Raw genomic sequence first — 19917 nt, 5'->3', positions numbered from 1 at the left:
ATATAAGATTTTTTTGAAAAATAAAAAGAAAAGCTATTAAGAAATGAAATGCATATACAAGACAACCCCCCACAACTGTCATTCCGAGCGGAAAAGCCGAAGGGTTTAGAAAGTCGTCATGTACACGAAGAGTGGGGAATCTGCCTATAGAGGGGTAGTTTTGTAAAAACAAATATAAGATTTTTTTGAAAAATAAAAAGAAAAGCTATTAAGAAATGAAATGCATATACAAGACAACCCCCCACAACTGTCATTCCGAGCGGAAAACCCGAAGGGTTTGTAGTCGAGGAATCTGCCTGTATAGGGGTAGTTCTGTATGAATAATAAAAAAACCTTTTTTAAAATATTTTCTATACCACAATCTTCTATTCTTCCTTCGAGCAACCAAACCCCCACGCCTTTTTTAGCCAAAGTTTTAACCACTTTAATTTTTCTTTTTACTCGCAAAAAGTCGGATTTTTAAAACTCGCTTACACTCGAACAGTTAAAAATCATTTTCGACTTTTTGCTATAATTGTTCGTGGTTTAGGTGCTTGAATACTTTTTTATTTAAACCTTACAAATACTCTCCCTCACATGCAGATCCTTCGACTTCAGAAATCTTGACAGATTTCTTTCGCTCAGGATGACATGGGAGGGGAAATATTCTCTCCACTACAAGCAAGATTCTTTATGCTTTCGCTGCCGCTTTTTAGTCGAGATGACAGTTGGGAAGAGCAACAACCCCCACAACTGTCATTCCGAGCGAAAGAAAATTCGTGAGATTTTTCTGTAATCGCCGTGTACTCGAATAGTGAGGAATCTGTCTCTATAGTAGTCGCTCTGTAAAAATAAATAGAAGTTTTTATCTATTTTATAAAATATAGAGAAATATAGCTTCAATATAATTATTAAAAGTCAATATTAAATTCAAAATGGGGTAATGTATAAAAAGTAGTTAAAGTATGAAGTAGATTTCAAAAACTATCATATTTAGATTCTTAGATTTATTTTTATTCAAATTACGAGGTGAATATTTAAATGTTAGAAATAGGAACAAAAGCACCAAATTTCAGTTTAAAAGATGACAATGGTGAAGTTCGAACTCTAGATGAATTTAAAGGGAAAAAAGTGATTCTTTATTTTTATCCTAAAGATAACACCCCTGGTTGTACTAAACAAGCTTGTGGTTTTAGAGATTTATATCCTCAAATTGAAGAAAAGGATGCTGTTGTTATTGGAATAAATAAAGATAGTGTAGAGTCACACAAAAAGTTTAAAGAGAAACACGATTTGCCTTTCATTCTTCTATCTGATCCAGATTTAGAAGTTGTAAAAGCTTATGATGTATGGAAGGAAAAAAAGATTTTTGGCAAGACTGGATTTGGCATAGAACGCTCAACTTATTTAATTGATGAAAAAGGCAATATAGAAAAAGCCTTCAATAAAGTTAAAGCTAGTGAGAATCCAAATGACATGCTAAAGGAAATATAAATATTTAATAATTATTAGTAAATTTACTAAAAATTATTAAAATTAGATTTATAATTTCATAGTATGAATTATAAAATGAATTTTCGTTTATTATATATAATTTAAATAAAATTTAGCTTTAAAAATTCGGGAGTATCTACAATATAGGTAGATAATTTCCCGAATTTCTTATTAGAATTACATAAAATATTAATTTTTCTTATTTACAATAACACTTACTCCATCTGGGATAATTGCAATTTTAGCATCTTTTCCTTTTATTGAAATTGCTTTTTCTATAGCCTGATGTATACTTGGTGAATATTCAATATGCATATCTTTTAATATATCTTTATTTTCTTCATCAGCAACAAAAAACACTTTGTGACGCACCAAGATTCTTGCTAAAATTTGAGATTCCCATTGGTCTGCTAATGTTTCGGACATTGGAATTTGTAAGATTTTGTCTTCAACTTCTTTTGGACTTTCGGCATTTTTAAACGTTTCATAGAAACTTTCACCGCCATGGCCGTCATTACATCTAGACACTTCGATTATTATTCCGTCAGGTGCAGCACAAGCTTCAGCGGCTGTCATACTTTTTACTGATTGATAAATGTTTTGATCAAGTGGGTAGCCTCCATTTGTAGTTATCACAATATCAGCTCCTATTCCATCTATAGACGAAATATCTTTTACAAATTCACAACCCTTTTCGTGTGCCTTAACACTATCTCCTGCAAAAGCATTTATCACTTTTTTGTCGGCATCAATAACTACATTTAAAATAAATTTCAAATTAGCCTTTTCTGCAGCATATTTCATATCTTTGTGAATAGGATTTTTATCGAGGAGTCCAGTTCTAGAATGTTCACTTGCAATAAATTTAGAGCAGTGATTGGCAAAAACTGTCTTTTGGCTTGCTACACCAGGGAGTACAGATTTACGTCCACCTGAAAATCCCGCAAAAAAATGAGGTTCAATAAAACCTTCAGATACTAATAGGTCACAGTTTATAGCATGCTTATTTAAAAGAAGTGTACCTCCAGAAGGAAGCTTGCCAAGCTCTACCATATCTTCATCTACTCCAGATTTATGCACTATTATTTTTTCGTTATTAACAATTTCTTCACCAAACTTGTCAATCATTTCTTCTCTTGTTGTTTCACGGTGAAAACCTGTTGCAATTAAAATAGTGATATCAGCATTTGGATTTCCTTTTCTGATTTCTTCCAAAAATATTGGCGGAGTTATCTTGCTTGGCACTGGTCTTGTATGGTCTGATGTTATTATAGTAATTTTATTTTTATCTTTAGCTAGTTCAGATACTTTTGGGCTTCCAATAGGGTTATTAAGTGCCTTTCTTACGATATCTTCTTGTGAAGATTCTACAGTATAAGTTTTTGCTTTACTCTCCAAAACAGTTGCATTATCTGAATCGAGTTCTATTTTTTCTTTTCCGTAGGGTAGATATACTTTCATAATTTCTCCTTATTTTCAGATTAACAATATTATCGTATTTTTATTTTAACTTAACATATCACCTTTTACAAGTTAGTTTGATAAACATATAAGAATAGATGATAAATTTTTCAGATTAAATACAAGAAAATTTCCACAACTATTCAATTTTGTTTGCAAAAATTTTGAGAAATGTGCCTATAGTTTTGTGAAACCTTGATATATTATCTATATAAGCAAAGTCGTTGCCGTAAATTTTTTTGATAGTAGATATTTCTTTTTCTTCTCCTGTAAAAACTCCAAAAGTATTTATATTCCTTAGCTTCATTAGCATTATTTCTTTTGCACTGTCAATTATTGCATCATCATCTTTGTAGTCATTTCCTGGAATAGTTGATTTTCCGATCAATCCAACATTTATTTCATCAAAGGGAAATCCATCTGATAATACAATTAAAAATCTGCGTGCATCTAGCTCTTTTTTTAAGAGATGCCTCATAAATTTAATGGCGAGTCCATCTCTATTTGAACCACTAGGTGAAAATTTAAATATTTCTTTATTTTTGTATTTAGGGTCACCATAATCTCTAAATTTTTTTAGAACTAAATAATTATAGTAGTTGTTAAAAGAATATATCCTAGTTTTAATATTCAAATTTGTTAGTGCTTCTGCAATTATAAATGTTTCTGTAGCTATTATTTCTTTTCGTTCATGTTGTGAGGCAGAAGAGTCGAGTAGTATATCTACAAAGATGTCGGGGGAATCATTTCTCTTTATGCGTTTAAAAATATTACCGTCATTTAATTTTTTCATTCGCCAAATTTCTTTGGGGATAACATCTCCAGAGGTAGATTTTGTGATTTCTGTAGTGCTATCCTTTAAGAGAGAATTTTTTATCACTGAAGTGAGCTCCCGGGTTGCTCTTTTGTATAAAAGTGAGTTTTCATTGTAAAAAGTTAAATTATCATTATAATTATCTTGCAATTTAGCTTCATCAAAAGAATTATCTGTCTTAAATTTTCCACTTGGGAAAAATAGTTTAATGTCTTGGTGAATGCCCGTGGATATTTCATTGGCAATCTTGTCTGAAATATATCTGGGAATATTTTCTGACCCATATTTTTTTGTCACTTTTTTGTACAAATTTTCTTCTGATACAGGTTTTTCTGCAAAAGCATCTTCTTTTACTCTAATATCTTCATTTCCATCTAAATAAAAAGTGAATTCTGCTGATTCTATACTGTATTTTTCGAGGAATTGTGCATCGATAAATTTCGATTTATTTTGTTTTTTTACTTTTTTATTCTTTTTATTTTGTTCTTTAAATTCTTCGTATTCTGTTTTGAAATTCAAGTCTATTTTTTTATTTATATGAAAATATTTTTTTGCCATATGGGCAATAAAATCAATATAATCTAATGTATTGTCAGAGTGAAATTCAAGTATTTCTTGAAGCATTTTTTCAAGTGTAGCTTGTATTTTGGGGTATTGTCCATGTTTTTGTCTTATAAAACCAATTTTTAATTCATCAGATAAGATTAAATTTCTGCGATTTGTTTTAGAAATTTCCTTATTTTGGTGTATTTTTCTAAAATCCAAAACTCCAGGTCTATCTTCAATAATTTTTTCGTAATATACATTTTCTATTGTGAGCTTTGCAATTTTAATCAGTTCTTTTTTATTATTTAATCTAGAAAAAAATTTTTTTATGAAATTATTTATTAGTTCTAAATCATAGAATTGTGAAGCAAAACCTAGTATAGCTGCTTCATAAAAGTCTTTTGGGCTAAACTCAAATTTAGTAATATCTATCTCATAATTTTTTGAAATAGTCCAAAATATGTTGTTTAGCCTATTTTTATCTGACAAATAAATCACCCGAACTTAATCTTGAAGTAAAGAGTGTATCTATTACATCAGAGACAATTTCTTTTTCGTATGCATCAAATGTTTTGTCCACTATACCTAGTTCTAGCGAACTTTTAATAGATAAACCTTTCTCCATTAAATCAATTGAAGATAGCATTCCTCTAAGGTCAATTGATTTAGAAGATATTTCAGAGTTTAATGACTTGTCTTGTAAATCCAAAAAGAGTTTTACAAAAATATCGACATAGTCTTCTTTTAAATTTGTATTTTCAAGAATCAATTTTTTCAAATCATTGTCTTTAATGGTTGGCATATCTATCACGAGAAATCTTGAAACGAGAGCTTCATTTAAGTCACGAGTGCCAATATATCCGTGGTTCATTGTGGCGATGAATCTTGTGGCCTCGTTTAGATTTAGCCTGTCATAACCAGAAATATCTATCACACGTCTATAGTCAAGAGCAGAGTGAACTACAGAAAGAGCCTCATTTTTTGCCATATTTATTTCATCAAAAATTGCAAACCCACCTGCAAGGCCAGCTTCATATACTGGACCTTTTTTGAGTACAACTTCGTTATTTTTAAAGGTATCTGTGCCTATTAATGTTGCTGGATCAGATGAAATATTTAAAGAAATTGTCCAAAGAGGTCTTTTAAATAAATATGCTAGGTTCTCGGCAAGGACATTTTTGCCTGTGGCTTTTGGTCCTGATAGAAGTATGTGATTGCCCGATAATATAGCAGCTATAGCTTTTTCCCAAGTTTCTCTGCCATAATATCTATATTTAATTTTAGGAATTCTATATTCATATTCTTTATCTAGGTTATAAAATTTAGTGAATTTATCAACTTCATTTAAAAGTTTTTCTGATACACCTTGTTTTATTAAAAAATCCTTCATTTATACCTCCAATTTTATTTTTATAATGTTTATATCTTTAAGAGATTGATTTAATTAAAGTTTTCAAGGTATTAATTTTATCATAAAATAAATTTAAAATACAAAATTTCGTTTTAATACTTGACATGTTTAAAAATTCTCGTTATAATTTATCAAAATTTAAATTCGATGAAGTGGTTGCTTCTCTATAATAACTAAAGCGATCTGAGTAGAGTGTGAGTCAGAAGTTAGAAGGAGAAATGCAGTAGGACCATGGAGATGGTATTGTGAAGTAATTTAGCAATGCCCGTAGAGTTATCGTTAAACTTTTGAGTGAGGATTATCCTAAATTGAGTGGTACCGCGGAACTTTCGTCTCTTTTCTTGTTTAAGAAAAGAGACTTTTTTTATTATGGAGGTAAATATGGAAGATAAGATGAAAAATTTGAAACTTAAAAAAGTTATTTTGGCATATTCAGGTGGTCTTGATACATCAGTTATGATATCTTGGTTAAAAGAAAATTATGGCTGTGAAGTCATAGCGGTTTCAGGCGATGTTGGGCAAGAGCAAGAACTTATTGGACTACACGAAAAAGCTATTGCTACTGGAGCATCAAAATTATACATTGAAGATATTAAAGAAGAATTTGTTGAAGATTTTGTATTTAATACTCTAAAGGCAGGAGCAAAATACGAAAATCAATATCTTCTAGGTACTGCTTTTGCAAGGCCAATTATTGCTAGAAGAATTGTAGAAATAGCACATAAAGAAGGTGCCGATGCTATAGTTCACGGTTGCACTGGCAAGGGCAATGATCAAGTTAGATTTGAAACAACAATTAGACATTTTGATCCAGATATAAAAATTATTGTTCCATGGAGATTTTGGGAAATAAAATCACGTGAAGATGAAGAAGAGTATGCAGCCAAAAGAAATATCCCTATAAATAAAAATAATGGCAGTGCATATTCGGAAGATACTAACCTTTGGCATATATCTCATGAAGGCTTAGAGATTGAAAACCCAGAAAACAGTTTAGAATACGACAATTTTTTGACTTTTTGTAAAAATTACAAAGATGCAAAAAATGAGGCAGAAGAGTTAGAAATTGAATTTCATAAAGGAATACCTGTAGCAATAAATGGCAATGAGATGAAAGGCATAGATATTATCAAATATTTGAACAAAATAGGCGGCGAACACGCAATTGGTATTGATGATATTATCGAAAACAGAATAACAGGAATAAAAGTAAGAGGCGTATATGAAAATCCAGCTGGAGCAATTTTATATAAGGCACACGAAATACTAGAGAGTATAACTCTTGATGGTGATACATTAAAATTTAAGCAGATATTAGCATTAAAATATGCAAATGAAGTGTATAGAGGACTTTGGTATTCAAAACTAAGAAAGTCTCTTCAAGCATTTGTAGATGAAACTCAAGAAAGAGTGACAGGCAAAGTAAAACTCAAATTATTTAAAGGAAATATTATTCCTAATGGAGTAAGTTCAAAATATTCACTTCATTCTGAAGAGTTTGCTACTTTTGGTGAAGATGGAGTTTATGACCAATATGATTCCCAAGGATTTGTAAATTTATTTGCTTTGCCACAAAAGATAGAAGCAATACAAAAAAGAAAGAATGAATGGTAATGGATTTATATAAAGGACGTTTCAATAATAAAACTTCAAATTTAGCACATGAATTTAATAGTTCTATAACAGTAGATTATAAATTATATAAATACGATATAATGGGTTCTAAAGTTCATGCAAAAATGCTAGAAAAATGCGGCATAATTTCAAAATCTGATTATAAAAAAATAAAAGAAGGTCTAGATTCAATACTTGAAGATATACAAAATGGTGTTTTAGAGTTTTCAATAGAGTCCGAAGATATCCATATGTTTGTGGAAGAACAATTAACTAAAAGGATTGGCGAAGCTGGCAAAAAACTACACACTGCAAGATCGAGAAATGATCAAGTGGCTCTAGATATAAAATTATATATACGAGATAAGACTAAAAAATCAATTGGTCTTTTACTCGAACTTGAAAAAACAATTATCCGATTGGCAAAAGATAATTTAAATACCATTATGCCGGGATATACGCATTTACAAATTGCACAGCCTGTAACTTATGCTCATAACATTATGGCTTATGCTCAAATGATTTTAAGAGATATAAAAAGACTTGACGATTCACTAAAAAGCCTTGACGCATCTCCATTAGGTTCTTGTGCATTAGCTGCCACAACTTATCCAATCGATAGAGAATTTACTGCAAGAGAGTTGGGTTTCACCAAACCTACGTTAAATTCCATGGATTCTGTATCAGACAGAGATCATGTAATTGAGTTTATAAATATTTTGGCAATGTCTTCTATGCATTTTTCAAGACTTGCAGAAGAGATGATAATATATTCATCACAAGAATTTAGATTTATCGAAATAGCTGATGAATATTCTAGCGGATCTTCAATAATGCCTCAAAAGAAAAATCCTGATATGGCAGAGCTAATCAGAGCAAAAGCTGCTAGGCTCAATTCAAATTTAATTGGAATTCTAACAGTATTAAAAGCAACTCCACTTTCATATAATAAAGATTTGCAGGAGGACAAATATTATTTATTTGATTCATTTGAAAATTTTGAAATCACTGTAAAAATACTAATTGGTATGCTTTCTACACTTAAAGTTAACAAAAACAGAATGCTTGAAATGGCTCATAAAGGCTATATAAATGCAACAGATACCGCTGATTATTTAGTAAAAAAAGGTCTCGCTTTTAGAGATGCTTACTATATAACAGGTTCTATTGTAAATTATGCAATAGAGAATGATTTGAGTTTAAATGAAATAAATTTAGAAACTTATAAAAATTTTTCGGAAGTATTTGATGAAGATTACTATCAATATATAGATTTGAAATTTATATTAGAAGAAAGAGATGTATTTGGAGGTCCTAGCCCAAATAGAGTTAAAGAACAGATTAAACTTACAGAACAAGAGTTGAAAGCATTTAAAATCCATAATCACCTTGAATAATTATATAATTTTAAGTATAATTGCTCCGATACTATAAATTAAGGGTTACATTAAATCGTAACCCTTTTTAATAGTAAAAATTAAATACGGAGGTGATTATATTTATAAAGCGGCAATTATAGGTGCTGGAAGAGTAGGAACATCACTTGGGCTCTATTTTTTTGATAACGATTACTTAATTCTAGATGGATTTTACAGTAAAACTTTTAAAAGTGCAGAGTATAGTTCGAAACTTACAGACACCAAATCTTTTGAAAATATTCAAAATGCTGTTTCTAATAATGATGTAATTTTTATTACTACTCCAGATAATGAAATAGTAAAAGTTTGGGATTGTATAAAAAAATATGATTTAAAGAATAAAGTAATATGTCATTGTAGTGGCAGTTTATCATCAGATATATTTTCAAGAGATAACAAAGACTTTTTTTCTTGTTCTATGCATCCGGCGCTTGCATTTTCCAGCAAAGAAAATTCTTATAAGGATTTAGATGGTGCATTTTTTACAATTGAAGGCGATAAAGAAGCGTTAGATATCTTGACCAAAAATCTAGATAGGTTAAAAAATCCATATAAAATTTTAAAAACCAAAGATAAAAGTGGATATCATCTGTCAACTGTATGTGTGAGTAATTTAGTTATAGGTCTTGGATATATGGCTACAGAATTATTAAAAATTTATGATTTTAGCGAAAGAGAAGCTTTAGATGCATTAAAAGTTTTAGGAGAGAAAAACTTAGAAAACTTTTTTGACAAGGGAGCAATCAATTCATTGACAGGTCCTGTTGATAGAGGCGATTATAATACTATAAACTCACATTTTGATTTTCTTGACAAACATGACTTAAAGATAGAAAAAGAAGTTTATTCAAAAATTAGCACATTATTATTAGAAATTTCTAAAAAGAAAAATCCTAACAGAGATTATAATATTTTAGAAGAAGAACTTAAGAAAAATTAATTGAAAATTTTGAACAGTATCCTGTTGAGGAACTGTATCAGGAGGTAAAAATTGAAAAATACGACATTAACATTTAAGGAAGCAAAACAAAAAGGCGAAAAACTATCTATGGTGACAGCTTACGATTACACAGTAGCTAAACTTGTAGAAAAATCTGGTATAAATGCGATCTTGGTAGGAGATAGCTTGGGAATGACAATGCTAGGTTATGAAGATACTATAAGCGTCACACTAGAAGATATGATTCACCATTCAAGAGCTGTATCACGTGGAGTAAAAGATACATTAGTTGTATGTGATATGCCTTTTATGTCTTATACAAACACGAATATTCCACAGGCTGTTGAAAATGCAGGTAGACTCATGAGTGAAGGTAGAGCAAATTGTGTTAAACTTGAAGGTGGAACAGAAGTAAAAGAAATAATAAAAGCAATTGTTGATGCAAAAATACCAGTATGTGCACATATCGGTTTAACACCACAATCACTAAATCAATTAGGTGGCTTTAAAGTTCAGGGAAAAAATCTTGACACTGCAAAAAACCTTTTAGCGGATGCAAAAGCTGTTGAAGGAGCTGGAGCATTTGCAGTTGTGCTTGAATGTGTTCCAAAAGAATTGGCAGACAAAATCACTGAAATGCTAGAAATTCCTACAATTGGTATAGGTGCAGGTAATGGTTGTGATGGACAAGTTCTTGTATACCAAGATATGCTTGGAATGTATGATGATTTTAAACCAAAATTTATCAAACATTTTGCTCAAATTGGAGATGAAGTCGTAGAAGCTTTTAAAAATTATGACAAGGAAGTAAAAGAAAAAACTTTCCCAACAGAAGAGCATAGTTTTAAAATGAAAAAAGAATTATTGGATCAAATTCTATAATTATATCTTAAAAAATATGTTGCTATTAATGCCGACTTGAATAATATAGTCAATATTTAAATTAAATTATTTTATGATTTTTACATATAAATTTTATCGTTAATTAATATAATAGATAGAAGATTTTATATTTATAACAAAATTTACTATTAATTAATTAAAAATTCAACTCATGATTAATGATTACAAAGAGTGTTGAAAAATTCAATTTATATGTTATAATGGAAATAATTTCATAAGACGATGATTGAGAATAGTAGTCTTAAATAAACTTATAGAGAGCAGTTGGATGGTGTAAAATTGTAGTTTGTTTATTATGAATCCACCTCATAGTCTATATATATTAAGTGAACCATTTGGTTAATTAGGGTGGCAACGCGGGTCTCTCGTCCCTTTAGGGATGAGAGGCCTTTTTTAATTATTTTTATTTGGAGGACATATGTTAGATATTAAATTTATAAGGGAAAATCCTGAAGCTGTTAAAGAAAATATTAAAAAGAAATTTCAAGATGAAAAATTAAAATTAGTAGATGAAGTTATTGAAATTGACGAGAAACTAAGAGCATCTAAAACTGATGGAGATAATCTAAGAGCAGAAAAAAACAAAGCTTCCAAAGAAATTGGCAAATTCATGCAAAATAAAGAATTAGATAAAGCTGAAGAAGCCAAGAAAAAAGTAGCTGATATAAATGAAGAGATTGCAAAACTTGAAAAAAGTGAAAAAACTCTAGCAGAAGAATTAAAAACAAGAATGATGGTTATACCACAAATGATGGACGAAACTGTACCTATAGGCAAAGATGACAGCGAAAATGTTGAATTAGAAAAATTTGGGGAGCCAATAATTCCAAACTTTGAAGTTCCGTACCATGTTGATATTATGGAAAGTTTTGATGGAATAGATTTAGACTCTTCAAGAAATACTTCAGGTGCAGGTTTCTATTATCTTAAAGGTGATATAGCTAGACTTCACTCTGCAATTCTTGCATATGCTCGTGATTTTATGATAGATAGAGGTTTTGAATATCATATTCCTCCGTTTATGATTAGATCTGATGTTGTGACAGGAGTTATGAGTTTTGCTGAAATGGAAAATATGATGTATAAAATCGAAGGCGAAGATTTATATTTAATTGGAACTTCTGAACACTCTATGATTGGTAAATATATAAATACAATTACGCCTGAAGAAAAGATGCCTCTAGCACTTACTTCATATTCACCATGTTTCAGAAAGGAAGTAGGAGCTCATGGGATTGAAGAAAGAGGAGTTTATAGAATTCACCAATTTGAAAAGCAAGAAATGGTAGTTATTTGTAAACCGGAGGATTCTAAGGATTGGTTTGTAAAATTGTGGCAAAACACAGTAGACTTTTTTAGATCATTAGAAATACCTGTACGAACACTAGAATGCTGCTCAGGTGATTTAGCTGACTTAAAAGTAAAATCTCTAGATGTAGAGGCTTTCTCTCCAAGACAAAATAAATATTTTGAAGTGGGTTCTTGTTCAAACTTAGGAGATGCACAAGCAAGAAGATTAAATATCAAACTCCGTGGCGAAAATGGAACTTATTTAGCGCATACTCTTAATAACACTGTAGTAGCACCGCCAAGAATGTTAATAGCATTTTTAGAAAATCTGCTACAAGAAGATGGAACAGTTAAAATTCCACAACCATTACAAATGTATATGGGTGGCAAGGATAAAATAGTTCCTAAAACTAATAAATAATTAATAGTAAAATATAAGTATTTTTTGCAAAATTATTAGCAAAAATGGGTATTAAACTAAAAGTATAAACTTCGTTTTTACTAATAATATATTGTTAATATCTCCAAAATTTGTTATAATTTAAAGAACTTAGGGGAGTAACTATAAATTTTCAGTCGTCAATACGGCTATGCCCGGCTGAAAAACTTTATTTCAAGTGTGTGAGACCGAATGTTTATTACATCGGTCTTTTTTTATTGTTTTTTATTATAATCTTAAGGAGGAAAAAATGGAAAAATTTGAAAATTGGTACAATCAGTCCCCAGATGAAGCACTTCAAAAGCTTGAAACTTCGAACTCTGGTCTGCCAAGTGAAATTGCCAATAAAAGATTAGAAAAATATGGCAAAAATGAACTTAAAAAGGAAGAAAAGAAACCTTTTATTCAAAAATTAAAAGATCAATTATTAGATCCTATGATTTTGATATTGATAGCAGCAGCTATTGTATCATTTGTCATAGGTGAGGGCGTTGATACATTAATAATTATTGCAATAGTAGTAGTGAATGCATTTTTATCAATTTACCAAGAAGGTAAGGCGGAAGAAGCCATAGCTGCACTTCAAAAAATGTCTTCTCCAAAAGCTAAAGTATTAAGAGGTGGAGAACAAGTTGAAATTGATTCAGCTGACCTTGTGCCAGGAGATGTTGTAATTTTAGAAACTGGTGATGTTGTTCCAGCAGATTTAAGATTAATATCATCTTCTAATATGCAAATTGACGAATCATCTCTTACTGGAGAATCTGTGCCAGTTGAAAAAGACTACAAAATAAAATATGATGACAAAGTAGAAATTGGAGACAGGGAAAATTTAGCATATTCTTCCACAATAGTAACTTATGGCAGAGGTAGTGGTGTCGTTGTTGAAACTGGATACAACACAGAAATTGGTAAAATCGCAACCTCAATTTCTACAGTTGGCGATGAACAAACTCCTCTTCAAAAAAAATTAGCAAAACTTTCAAAAACACTTGGAATTTTAGTTATAGTTATATGTATAGCAGTAATGGCAGTAGGTATACTTTATAAAAATGACCCACTAGAAATGTTTATGACAGCTATATCACTTGCAGTAGCAGCAGTGCCCGAAGGATTACCAGCAATTGTTACAATTGTACTTTCAATTGGTATGGGTAAAATGGCTCAAAGAAATGCCATAGTAAAAAAACTATTGGCAGTAGAAACACTTGGGACAACAACTGTAATTTGTTCAGACAAAACTGGTACACTAACTCAAAATGAAATGACAGTTACAAGAGCATTTACAGATGGAAAAGTATTTGAAGTCTCAGGAACAGGATATTCACCAAAAGGTGATGTTACAATTGACGGTCAAAAAGTAAGTATAGAGGATGAAAATAATTTAAGGATGTTATCTTCTATAGCTGCCCTAACAAATGATGCAAAACTTAAAGTTGAAGGTGAAGACGCGACAATTGCAGGAGATCCTACAGAAGGAGCACTTTTAACTTTTACAGAAAAAGCTGGTGGTTCTATTGTAGAACTAAATAAGCAGTTTGAAAGAATTGAAGAAATACCTTTTGATTCAGATAGAAAAATGATGACAACTTTTCATGATAAATTTTTCGATGAAAAAATTGTATCCTTTACCAAAGGCGCACCAGATATTGTAATATCAAAATGTGACAAGATTTTGATTGACGGAGAAATAAAAGACTTTACTGACGAAGAAAGAGAACTAGCATTAGAGAAAAATACAGAATTTGCTAGAAGTGCTTTAAGATGTTTAGCATATGCATTTAGAATTCACGAGACATTACCAGAAAATATATCATCAGAAAAAATCGAAAACGAGATGGTATTTGTTGCCTTGACAGGTATGATTGACCCAGCAAGACCAGAAGTGCGAGATGCAATCGCAGAATGTAAAACTGCGGGCATTAAACCTATTATGATAACAGGAGACTATTTAGAAACAGGACTTGCCATAGCAAAAGATTTGGGCATAGCAAAATCAGATGATGAAGCCATAATGGGTCGTGAGTTAAATGAAATGACACCAGAAGAACTTAGAGAAGTTGTAAAACATAAAACAGTTTATACTAGAGTATCTCCAGAAAATAAAGTTCAAATCGTAACAGCTCTAAAAGAAAATGGCCATATAGCAGCTATGACTGGAGATGGAGTTAACGATGCACCTGCCATTAAAAAAGGTGATATTGGTATTGCTATGGGTATTACAGGAACAGACGTAGCAAAAAGTACAGCAGAAGTAATACTGACAGATGATAACTTTGCAACAATAGTTAATGCAGTAGAAGAAGGAAGAATAATATATTCTAATATTAAAAAATTCGTAGCATATTTACTTTCTTGTAACCTTGGTGAAGTTTTGATAGTTTTAATTGCAATTCTATTAGATGTGCCAGTACCGCTAATACCAATACAGCTTCTATGGCTAAACTTAGTGACAGACTCTTTCCCAGCATTAGCACTTGGAGTTGAACAAGGCGAAGCTGATATAATGAATGAGCCACCTCGTGATCCAAATGAAGCTATAATAGATAAAGAAATTAGAATTACAGTTGCCATTCAATCAATTGCCATAACAGTGGCTACACTTTTATCGTACTTTGTAGGTCTAAAATGGTATGGAATGGAAAGTGGAGTTAACCATGCAAGAACAATGGCGTTCTCAACACTAATAATTTGTGAATTACTTAGATCATATACTTCAAGATCAATTGATAAGACAGTATTTGAGATAGGAGTATTTACAAATAAAAAATTAGTGCTTGCAACATTTGTATCATTCTTGTTGATGTTAGTGGTAATTTATGTACCAGTATTAAACGAAGCCTTTGGACTGATGAACCTAGGACCAAAAGAAATAGGAGTAGTGCTTGGAGCATCAGTAATACCATTAGTAGCAGGAGAAATACAAAAGAAAATTAGATTTAGAAAAAATTAATATAACTAATTTAAAAAGGCTCTATAATATCTGTTAGAGATTTACTCCCCAACAGATATTATAGAGCCATAATTATTGTATAGATTACTTAATATATTCAAATATTTAGGTAAGAGTATTAATTTTTGTCAGATTTATTATACAAATATAACAAAGAACAAATACCAAACCCAAATATACTTGTTGAGAAAGAGCTTTTAGCAATTTTTAGTACATTAAGGGTAAACAAATATTTAATATCTAATAATTTATTTAACATCAATAAAAATATCGCTAGAATTAAAAAAAATAGAGTCACTTTCCATACATATAATATATAAGAATAGATACTATCAGTTTTACCAATATTTTTATAATGTTTTAAAATAAAATTTTGTAGCAATAAATTAAATTTTTTCATTTATTAATATACTTTATAAGAATTCGTTGTATCACTTAGAACTTCTCCATCGCTATTTGTAAAGCGAACTCTATATAATTCCCATTTAGCATCTAATTGTTTTTTCCCAGTTATTTGGGAAGTTTTATATCTTCTTTTTTCGGATTTCCAAGATTCAATTGTACCAGTTTCTCCAACATGATTTGCATGCCCAATTATATCCATCACAAATTTTGGTGCAACTAATGGGTAAACTAATAAATCTGAAACAAGACCATAAAGAAAAGCTTCGTCGCTAGCTTCTTTTTGGCTAACTTTTCTTTTACCTTGATAAGTCCATGGATCTTGTTCTGTTTCATAGAAAAAAGGATTATTTCTAAGTGCAATTTTATCGTTATCATAATTTAAAATTTCTTGTTGTGCAGTAGGTGTTTCGTTATTTAGACTATATGATACTGCAAAAGTATTAGTGGTTAATAATGTTGTTAATACTAGTGTTGAAGCGATTAATTGTGTACGTTTTTTCATTTTTACCTCCTAAATTTGAAAACTTAAAATAATTTACGATATTTATGAATGTAGCTACGTTTTCACAATGAAATTTTATCATTAATCTTACTATTTGTCAAATATTTAGAAAATAAATTTTTATTTTAAATGTTTTTAATTATTTTTTGAATCTTTATGCAAGTATTTCTACAAACTTTCTAATTTTGTGATAAAATCAGAAGTAAATACAATGTTAGGAGGAGAGATTATGAATTCAAATACGAGTTTTTTAGAGAGAACATTTTCTCTTAGTGAACGAAAAACTGATGCTAAAACGGAATTTTTAGCTGGTTTAACTACTTTTATGACGATGTCATATATCTTGGCTGTAAATCCAAATATGCTCGCTGAAGCCGGCATGGATCGTGGTGGAGTTTTTACAGGAACAATTCTTGCGTCAATCATCGCGATGCTCTTTATGGGCTTTTTTGCCAATTTGCCTTTTGGACTATCTGCAGGTATGGGACTTAATGCATTTTTTACTTATACAGTAGTTTTAACTATGGGTCACCCATGGTCATATGCACTTACTGCTGTTTTCTTGGAAGGGATAATTTTTATAATTCTCAGCTTCTTTAGAGTTAGGGAAATTATATTTCTTGCTATTCCTTCTTCTCTTAAAAATGCTGTTTCTGTCGGTATTGGTTTGTTTATAACTTTAATTGGGCTTACGACTTCGGGTCTTGTTGTTGCAAATGAAGCGACATTTTTGACTTTGGGTAATCTAATTTCGAGACCATCAGCAGTTGCAATATTTTCGTTGCTTTTGATGGCCATACTTACTGCGAAAAATGTAAAAGGTGCTTTACTTTATGGAATTTTAGCTGGTACTGTTCTTGCACTTATATTAGGTGTAACTACTTTACCCGAAACAGGTGCAATATTCTCCTTGCCGCCATCAATTAGTGAAGTTGCCTTTAAACTGCATTGGAAAAATATTTTTACTCTTGATATGTTTTCTGTGATGTTTACGTTCTTATTTGTAGATTTATTTGACACTGTAGGCACTCTAACAGGTGTTGCAACTAAGGCTGATTTAATTGAAGATGATGGAAATCTTCCTGGTGTTGGACGTGCTCTTCTTGCAGATGCTATCGGGACTGTATCTGGTGCTCTTTTAGGTACAAGTACAATTACAACTTTTGTAGAAAGTGCTTCGGGTGTAGCTGAAGGTGGACGAACAGGACTTACTGCTCTTTCATGTGCGTTTTTCTTCTTTGTTTCACTATTTTTATTCCCATTATTTTCTATTATTCCAGCACAAGCGACTGCAGCTGCTCTTATTATGGTAGGCTTATTTATGATTACTCCAATTACTAAAATCAAATTGGACGATTTTACAGAATCTGTACCTGCATTTTTGACAATGGTCACTATGCCTTTTGCTTATTCTATTGCCGAAGGAATCTCTGTGGGTATGATAACTTATGTTATTCTCAAGGTTTGCACTGGCAAGCACAAAGAAGTATCTGCAGTAATGTATGTTCTAGCTTTAATATTTGCTCTTAGATATTTAAGACCAATACTTCCATTTTAATTTTGAGGTGACAACATGAGATATAAAAAATTTATTAATACTTGTTTAATTTTATCTCTCATGTTGTTTATATTTGTAGTATTTAGATATGGTTATTTGGATAGTTTCCACTAAAAAATATTCAACCGACAACTTTAGAAAGATGGTATAAATATACTGATGTGAAATTTACAAATAATGAACGTTTGATAGAATCTATAAGTATTTATTCTCAAATTTTAATTTATTTACTATGTTTTTTTGCTATAGTTATACAAGAGCAAAGTATGAAAAAGATTAAAAGATTTTTCTTTGAATTTAAAAATATATTTTTTTCTGTTTTTATATTATTTCTCTGGATAATTTTAAAAATCTGTGTATATAATCTGGATTTTTATAAATTATATATGACATATCTAAATACAATAATGGTTTCGATATTTATGCTATATTTTGTAAATAGCAGAGAAGTCAACATTTAAACTAATTTATTAGATACAGACTGTTTATATATTTCATTATATACAGTCTGTATCTTTTTTTTCTGTAAAATTATGTTTTGATTACAAAACTCCCTATAAGTTCTAATTTATTGAATGAATATAAGGTTTAGAGTATAATATTATAGATAAAGGGGGTATTTTTTTGAAAAAAAACACAGGCTTTTTGGCCTTATTTATAATATTACTCACAGGTGTATGGGCAGCTGAAGATATTCAAGTTGTACTTGAACAACCTGCTTTTTCATCTGCAGACAGTGGAAAGGTTTTAAAATATAATTTGATTGTAACTTTACCTGATGCTTATGTGGATAAATTTTCTTCTTTTTCTGTAACTGTACTTATGGATAAAAGTCTTGGGGTTACTGACACATCCCTTATTTCTCAAAAAGAAGTTAAAGGAAAGGTTGATGTGAAAACAACATCTATTAGTGGTAAAGACCAAAATATTGTAACTTTAAATGTAAATGATTTGTCCGAAATTAAAGATAAAAGAATTAATCTCGAAATTACAACTAAGGTTAAAAAAGATATTTCATCTAGCAATAATTTAAAAAACTCTTTTGTTCTATCTTATGTTGATAAAAAAGGTAATCCCACTTCTGATCAGAAAAATCTCGAATCATCGACTAAGACTCAAAACGGGACTCTCAGCATAAAGGACGTTTATACAAATTCAAAAGAAATAGTTGGAATCACTGAAAAGAATGCAAAAGTAAGACTTGCAGTAGATTCTAAATTTTACAAGGAAACAAATGCTGATGAAAATGGCAATTTTAAAATTGCTATTAATGATTTGAAAGAAGGAACACTTCTTCATTTTGTATCTACAACAAAAAATACAAGTGCAACACTGGATTATCTAATAAAGCCCGCAGAAGATTCTTATAAGGCAAGTGATCTGGTGACAGAAGAAAACAATGACAAAGATTTATATAAGACTATAAAATCCCTTTATAAATTGCAAGACTTAGTAAACTTTTCAAAAGATATACCTACAGTTAAAGCAACAGTTCAAAATGATAAAAGACTCAAAGCCGCCATTGCTTCAAGTGAATATGTTATAGTAAAAGATGAAGTCAGTTCCAAAGAAATTGACGAATGCACAAAAGAGCTTGATAGTGCAATAAAAGAGGTAAGACTTCCCTATATGTCAGGTATATCTGAAACAAAATTTTCTCCTGATAAGAAAATGACAAGGGCAGAGTCTGCTTCTGTTTTAAAAAGAATAATTGCGCCAAATAAAATAGCTAACGATTTTTCTTCTTTTTCGGATATAAAATCAGATGCATGGTATAATGATGATATTGTTTTTATTGAAAAAGAAGGCTTGATAAAAGGTTATGAAGATGGCACCTTTAAGCCAAATAGAGAAATGACGAGGGCTCAGTTTGCAGCTCTAATTGCAGGTTATCTAAAGCTTGATGATAAAGGAAATGGAATCAAATTTAAAGATGTTAAAGATAATCATTGGGCAAAGAAATACATTGATATGTTATCTGCAAATGGAATAATGGTAGGTAAGAGTGAAAATGAGTTTTTCCCAGAAAAGAAAATTTCAAGGGCGGAAGCTGCTACAATTTTTAACAAGATACTAAATAGAAATATTAACAAGTCTTTTATAGATAAATATTCTAAAAACCCTTATAAAGATTTAGATAAAGATCACTGGGCTTATTATCAAATTATAGAAATTACAGCAAATTAGAAA

At 30.5% G+C, this 19917-nt stretch carries 13 protein-coding genes, 1 pseudogene and 1 other annotated feature; of the genes and pseudogenes, 10 read left to right on the top strand and 4 right to left on the bottom strand.

Annotated elements, in window-relative coordinates:
- Window positions 1-1020 precede the first annotated feature (1020 nt).
- Complete coding sequence (gene bcp / locus ABID14_RS08630; protein WP_354369151.1) at window positions 1021-1473, top strand: thioredoxin-dependent thiol peroxidase; 453 nt, start codon at window positions 1021-1023, stop codon at window positions 1471-1473.
- 189 nt (window positions 1474-1662) lie between these two features.
- Here the strand turns inward: bcp and larA are convergent, their stop codons facing one another.
- The 3 genes from larA to ABID14_RS08615 form a co-directional block, all read right to left on the bottom strand.
- The gene (larA, locus tag ABID14_RS08625) at window positions 1663-2934 is read right to left on the bottom strand and encodes a nickel-dependent lactate racemase (protein ID WP_354369149.1); all 1272 of its coding nucleotides are present in this window, start codon (window positions 2932-2934) and stop codon (window positions 1663-1665) included.
- 139 nt (window positions 2935-3073) lie between these two features.
- Window positions 3074-4792, bottom strand: coding sequence for a vWA domain-containing protein (locus ABID14_RS08620; RefSeq protein ID WP_354369147.1), 1719 nt, complete (start codon window positions 4790-4792; stop codon window positions 3074-3076).
- Window positions 4773-5684, bottom strand: coding sequence for an AAA family ATPase (locus tag ABID14_RS08615; RefSeq protein WP_354369145.1), 912 nt, complete (start codon window positions 5682-5684; stop codon window positions 4773-4775). The genes ABID14_RS08620 and ABID14_RS08615 overlap by 20 nt, the downstream gene beginning before the upstream one ends.
- Before the next feature lie 402 nt (window positions 5685-6086).
- Between ABID14_RS08615 and ABID14_RS08610 the strand changes: the two genes are divergently transcribed.
- The 7 genes and pseudogenes from ABID14_RS08610 to ABID14_RS08580 all read left to right on the top strand — a co-directional run bounded on the left by ABID14_RS08610 (window position 6087) and on the right by ABID14_RS08580 (window position 15262).
- A complete protein-coding gene (locus ABID14_RS08610; protein ID WP_354369143.1) occupies window positions 6087-7319 on the top strand; it encodes an argininosuccinate synthase in 1233 nt (410 codons plus the stop codon).
- The gene (gene argH, locus ABID14_RS08605) at window positions 7319-8716 is read left to right on the top strand and encodes an argininosuccinate lyase (RefSeq protein ID WP_354369141.1); all 1398 of its coding nucleotides are present in this window, start codon (window positions 7319-7321) and stop codon (window positions 8714-8716) included. The genes ABID14_RS08610 and argH overlap by 1 nt, the downstream gene beginning before the upstream one ends.
- A 70-nt stretch (window positions 8717-8786) precedes the next feature.
- Window positions 8787-9074, top strand: a pseudogene (locus tag ABID14_RS08600) (NAD(P)-binding domain-containing protein); the annotation flags it as partial.
- An 81-nt stretch (window positions 9075-9155) separates the two neighbouring features.
- Entirely contained in the window at window positions 9156-9677 is a 522-nt protein-coding gene (locus tag ABID14_RS08595) for a DUF2520 domain-containing protein (RefSeq protein WP_354369139.1), read from the top strand.
- Between the two features lie 51 nt (window positions 9678-9728).
- Window positions 9729-10559 carry a 3-methyl-2-oxobutanoate hydroxymethyltransferase gene (panB, locus tag ABID14_RS08590; protein ID WP_354369137.1) on the top strand — a complete coding sequence of 277 codons (831 nt, stop codon included), beginning with the start codon at window positions 9729-9731 and terminating at the stop codon, window positions 10557-10559.
- Window positions 10560-10793: 234 nt separating this feature from the next.
- Window positions 10794-10956 (top strand) — a binding site (T-box leader).
- Between the two features lie 42 nt (window positions 10957-10998).
- Complete coding sequence (serS, locus tag ABID14_RS08585; RefSeq protein ID WP_354369135.1) at window positions 10999-12291, top strand: serine--tRNA ligase; 1293 nt, start codon at window positions 10999-11001, stop codon at window positions 12289-12291.
- Window positions 12292-12559: 268 nt separating this feature from the next.
- The gene (locus ABID14_RS08580) at window positions 12560-15262 is read left to right on the top strand and encodes a cation-translocating P-type ATPase (RefSeq protein ID WP_354369133.1); all 2703 of its coding nucleotides are present in this window, start codon (window positions 12560-12562) and stop codon (window positions 15260-15262) included.
- Window positions 15263-15665: 403 nt separating this feature from the next.
- Here ABID14_RS08580 and ABID14_RS08575 read toward each other — a convergent pair whose 3' ends face one another.
- A complete protein-coding gene (locus ABID14_RS08575) occupies window positions 15666-16169 on the bottom strand; it encodes a hypothetical protein (protein ID WP_354369131.1) in 504 nt (167 codons plus the stop codon).
- A gap of 229 nt (window positions 16170-16398) precedes the next feature.
- Here ABID14_RS08575 and ABID14_RS08570 point away from each other — a divergent pair, with 229 nt between their 5' ends.
- A complete protein-coding gene (locus ABID14_RS08570; protein ID WP_354369129.1) occupies window positions 16399-17727 on the top strand; it encodes an NCS2 family permease in 1329 nt (442 codons plus the stop codon).
- A gap of 624 nt (window positions 17728-18351) precedes the next feature.
- On the top strand, window positions 18352-19914 hold the full coding sequence (locus tag ABID14_RS08565; protein WP_354369127.1) for an S-layer homology domain-containing protein: 1563 nt from the start codon (window positions 18352-18354) through the stop codon (window positions 19912-19914).
- The last annotated feature ends 3 nt before the right edge of the window (window positions 19915-19917 follow it).

This window comes from Peptoniphilus olsenii (assembly GCF_040545475.1).
Taxonomy (GTDB): Bacteria; Bacillota; Clostridia; order Tissierellales; family Peptoniphilaceae; genus Peptoniphilus_A; species Peptoniphilus_A olsenii.
Note: the sequence above shows the minus strand (reverse complement) of the source record. Positions and strands in the feature narration are given on the sequence as shown.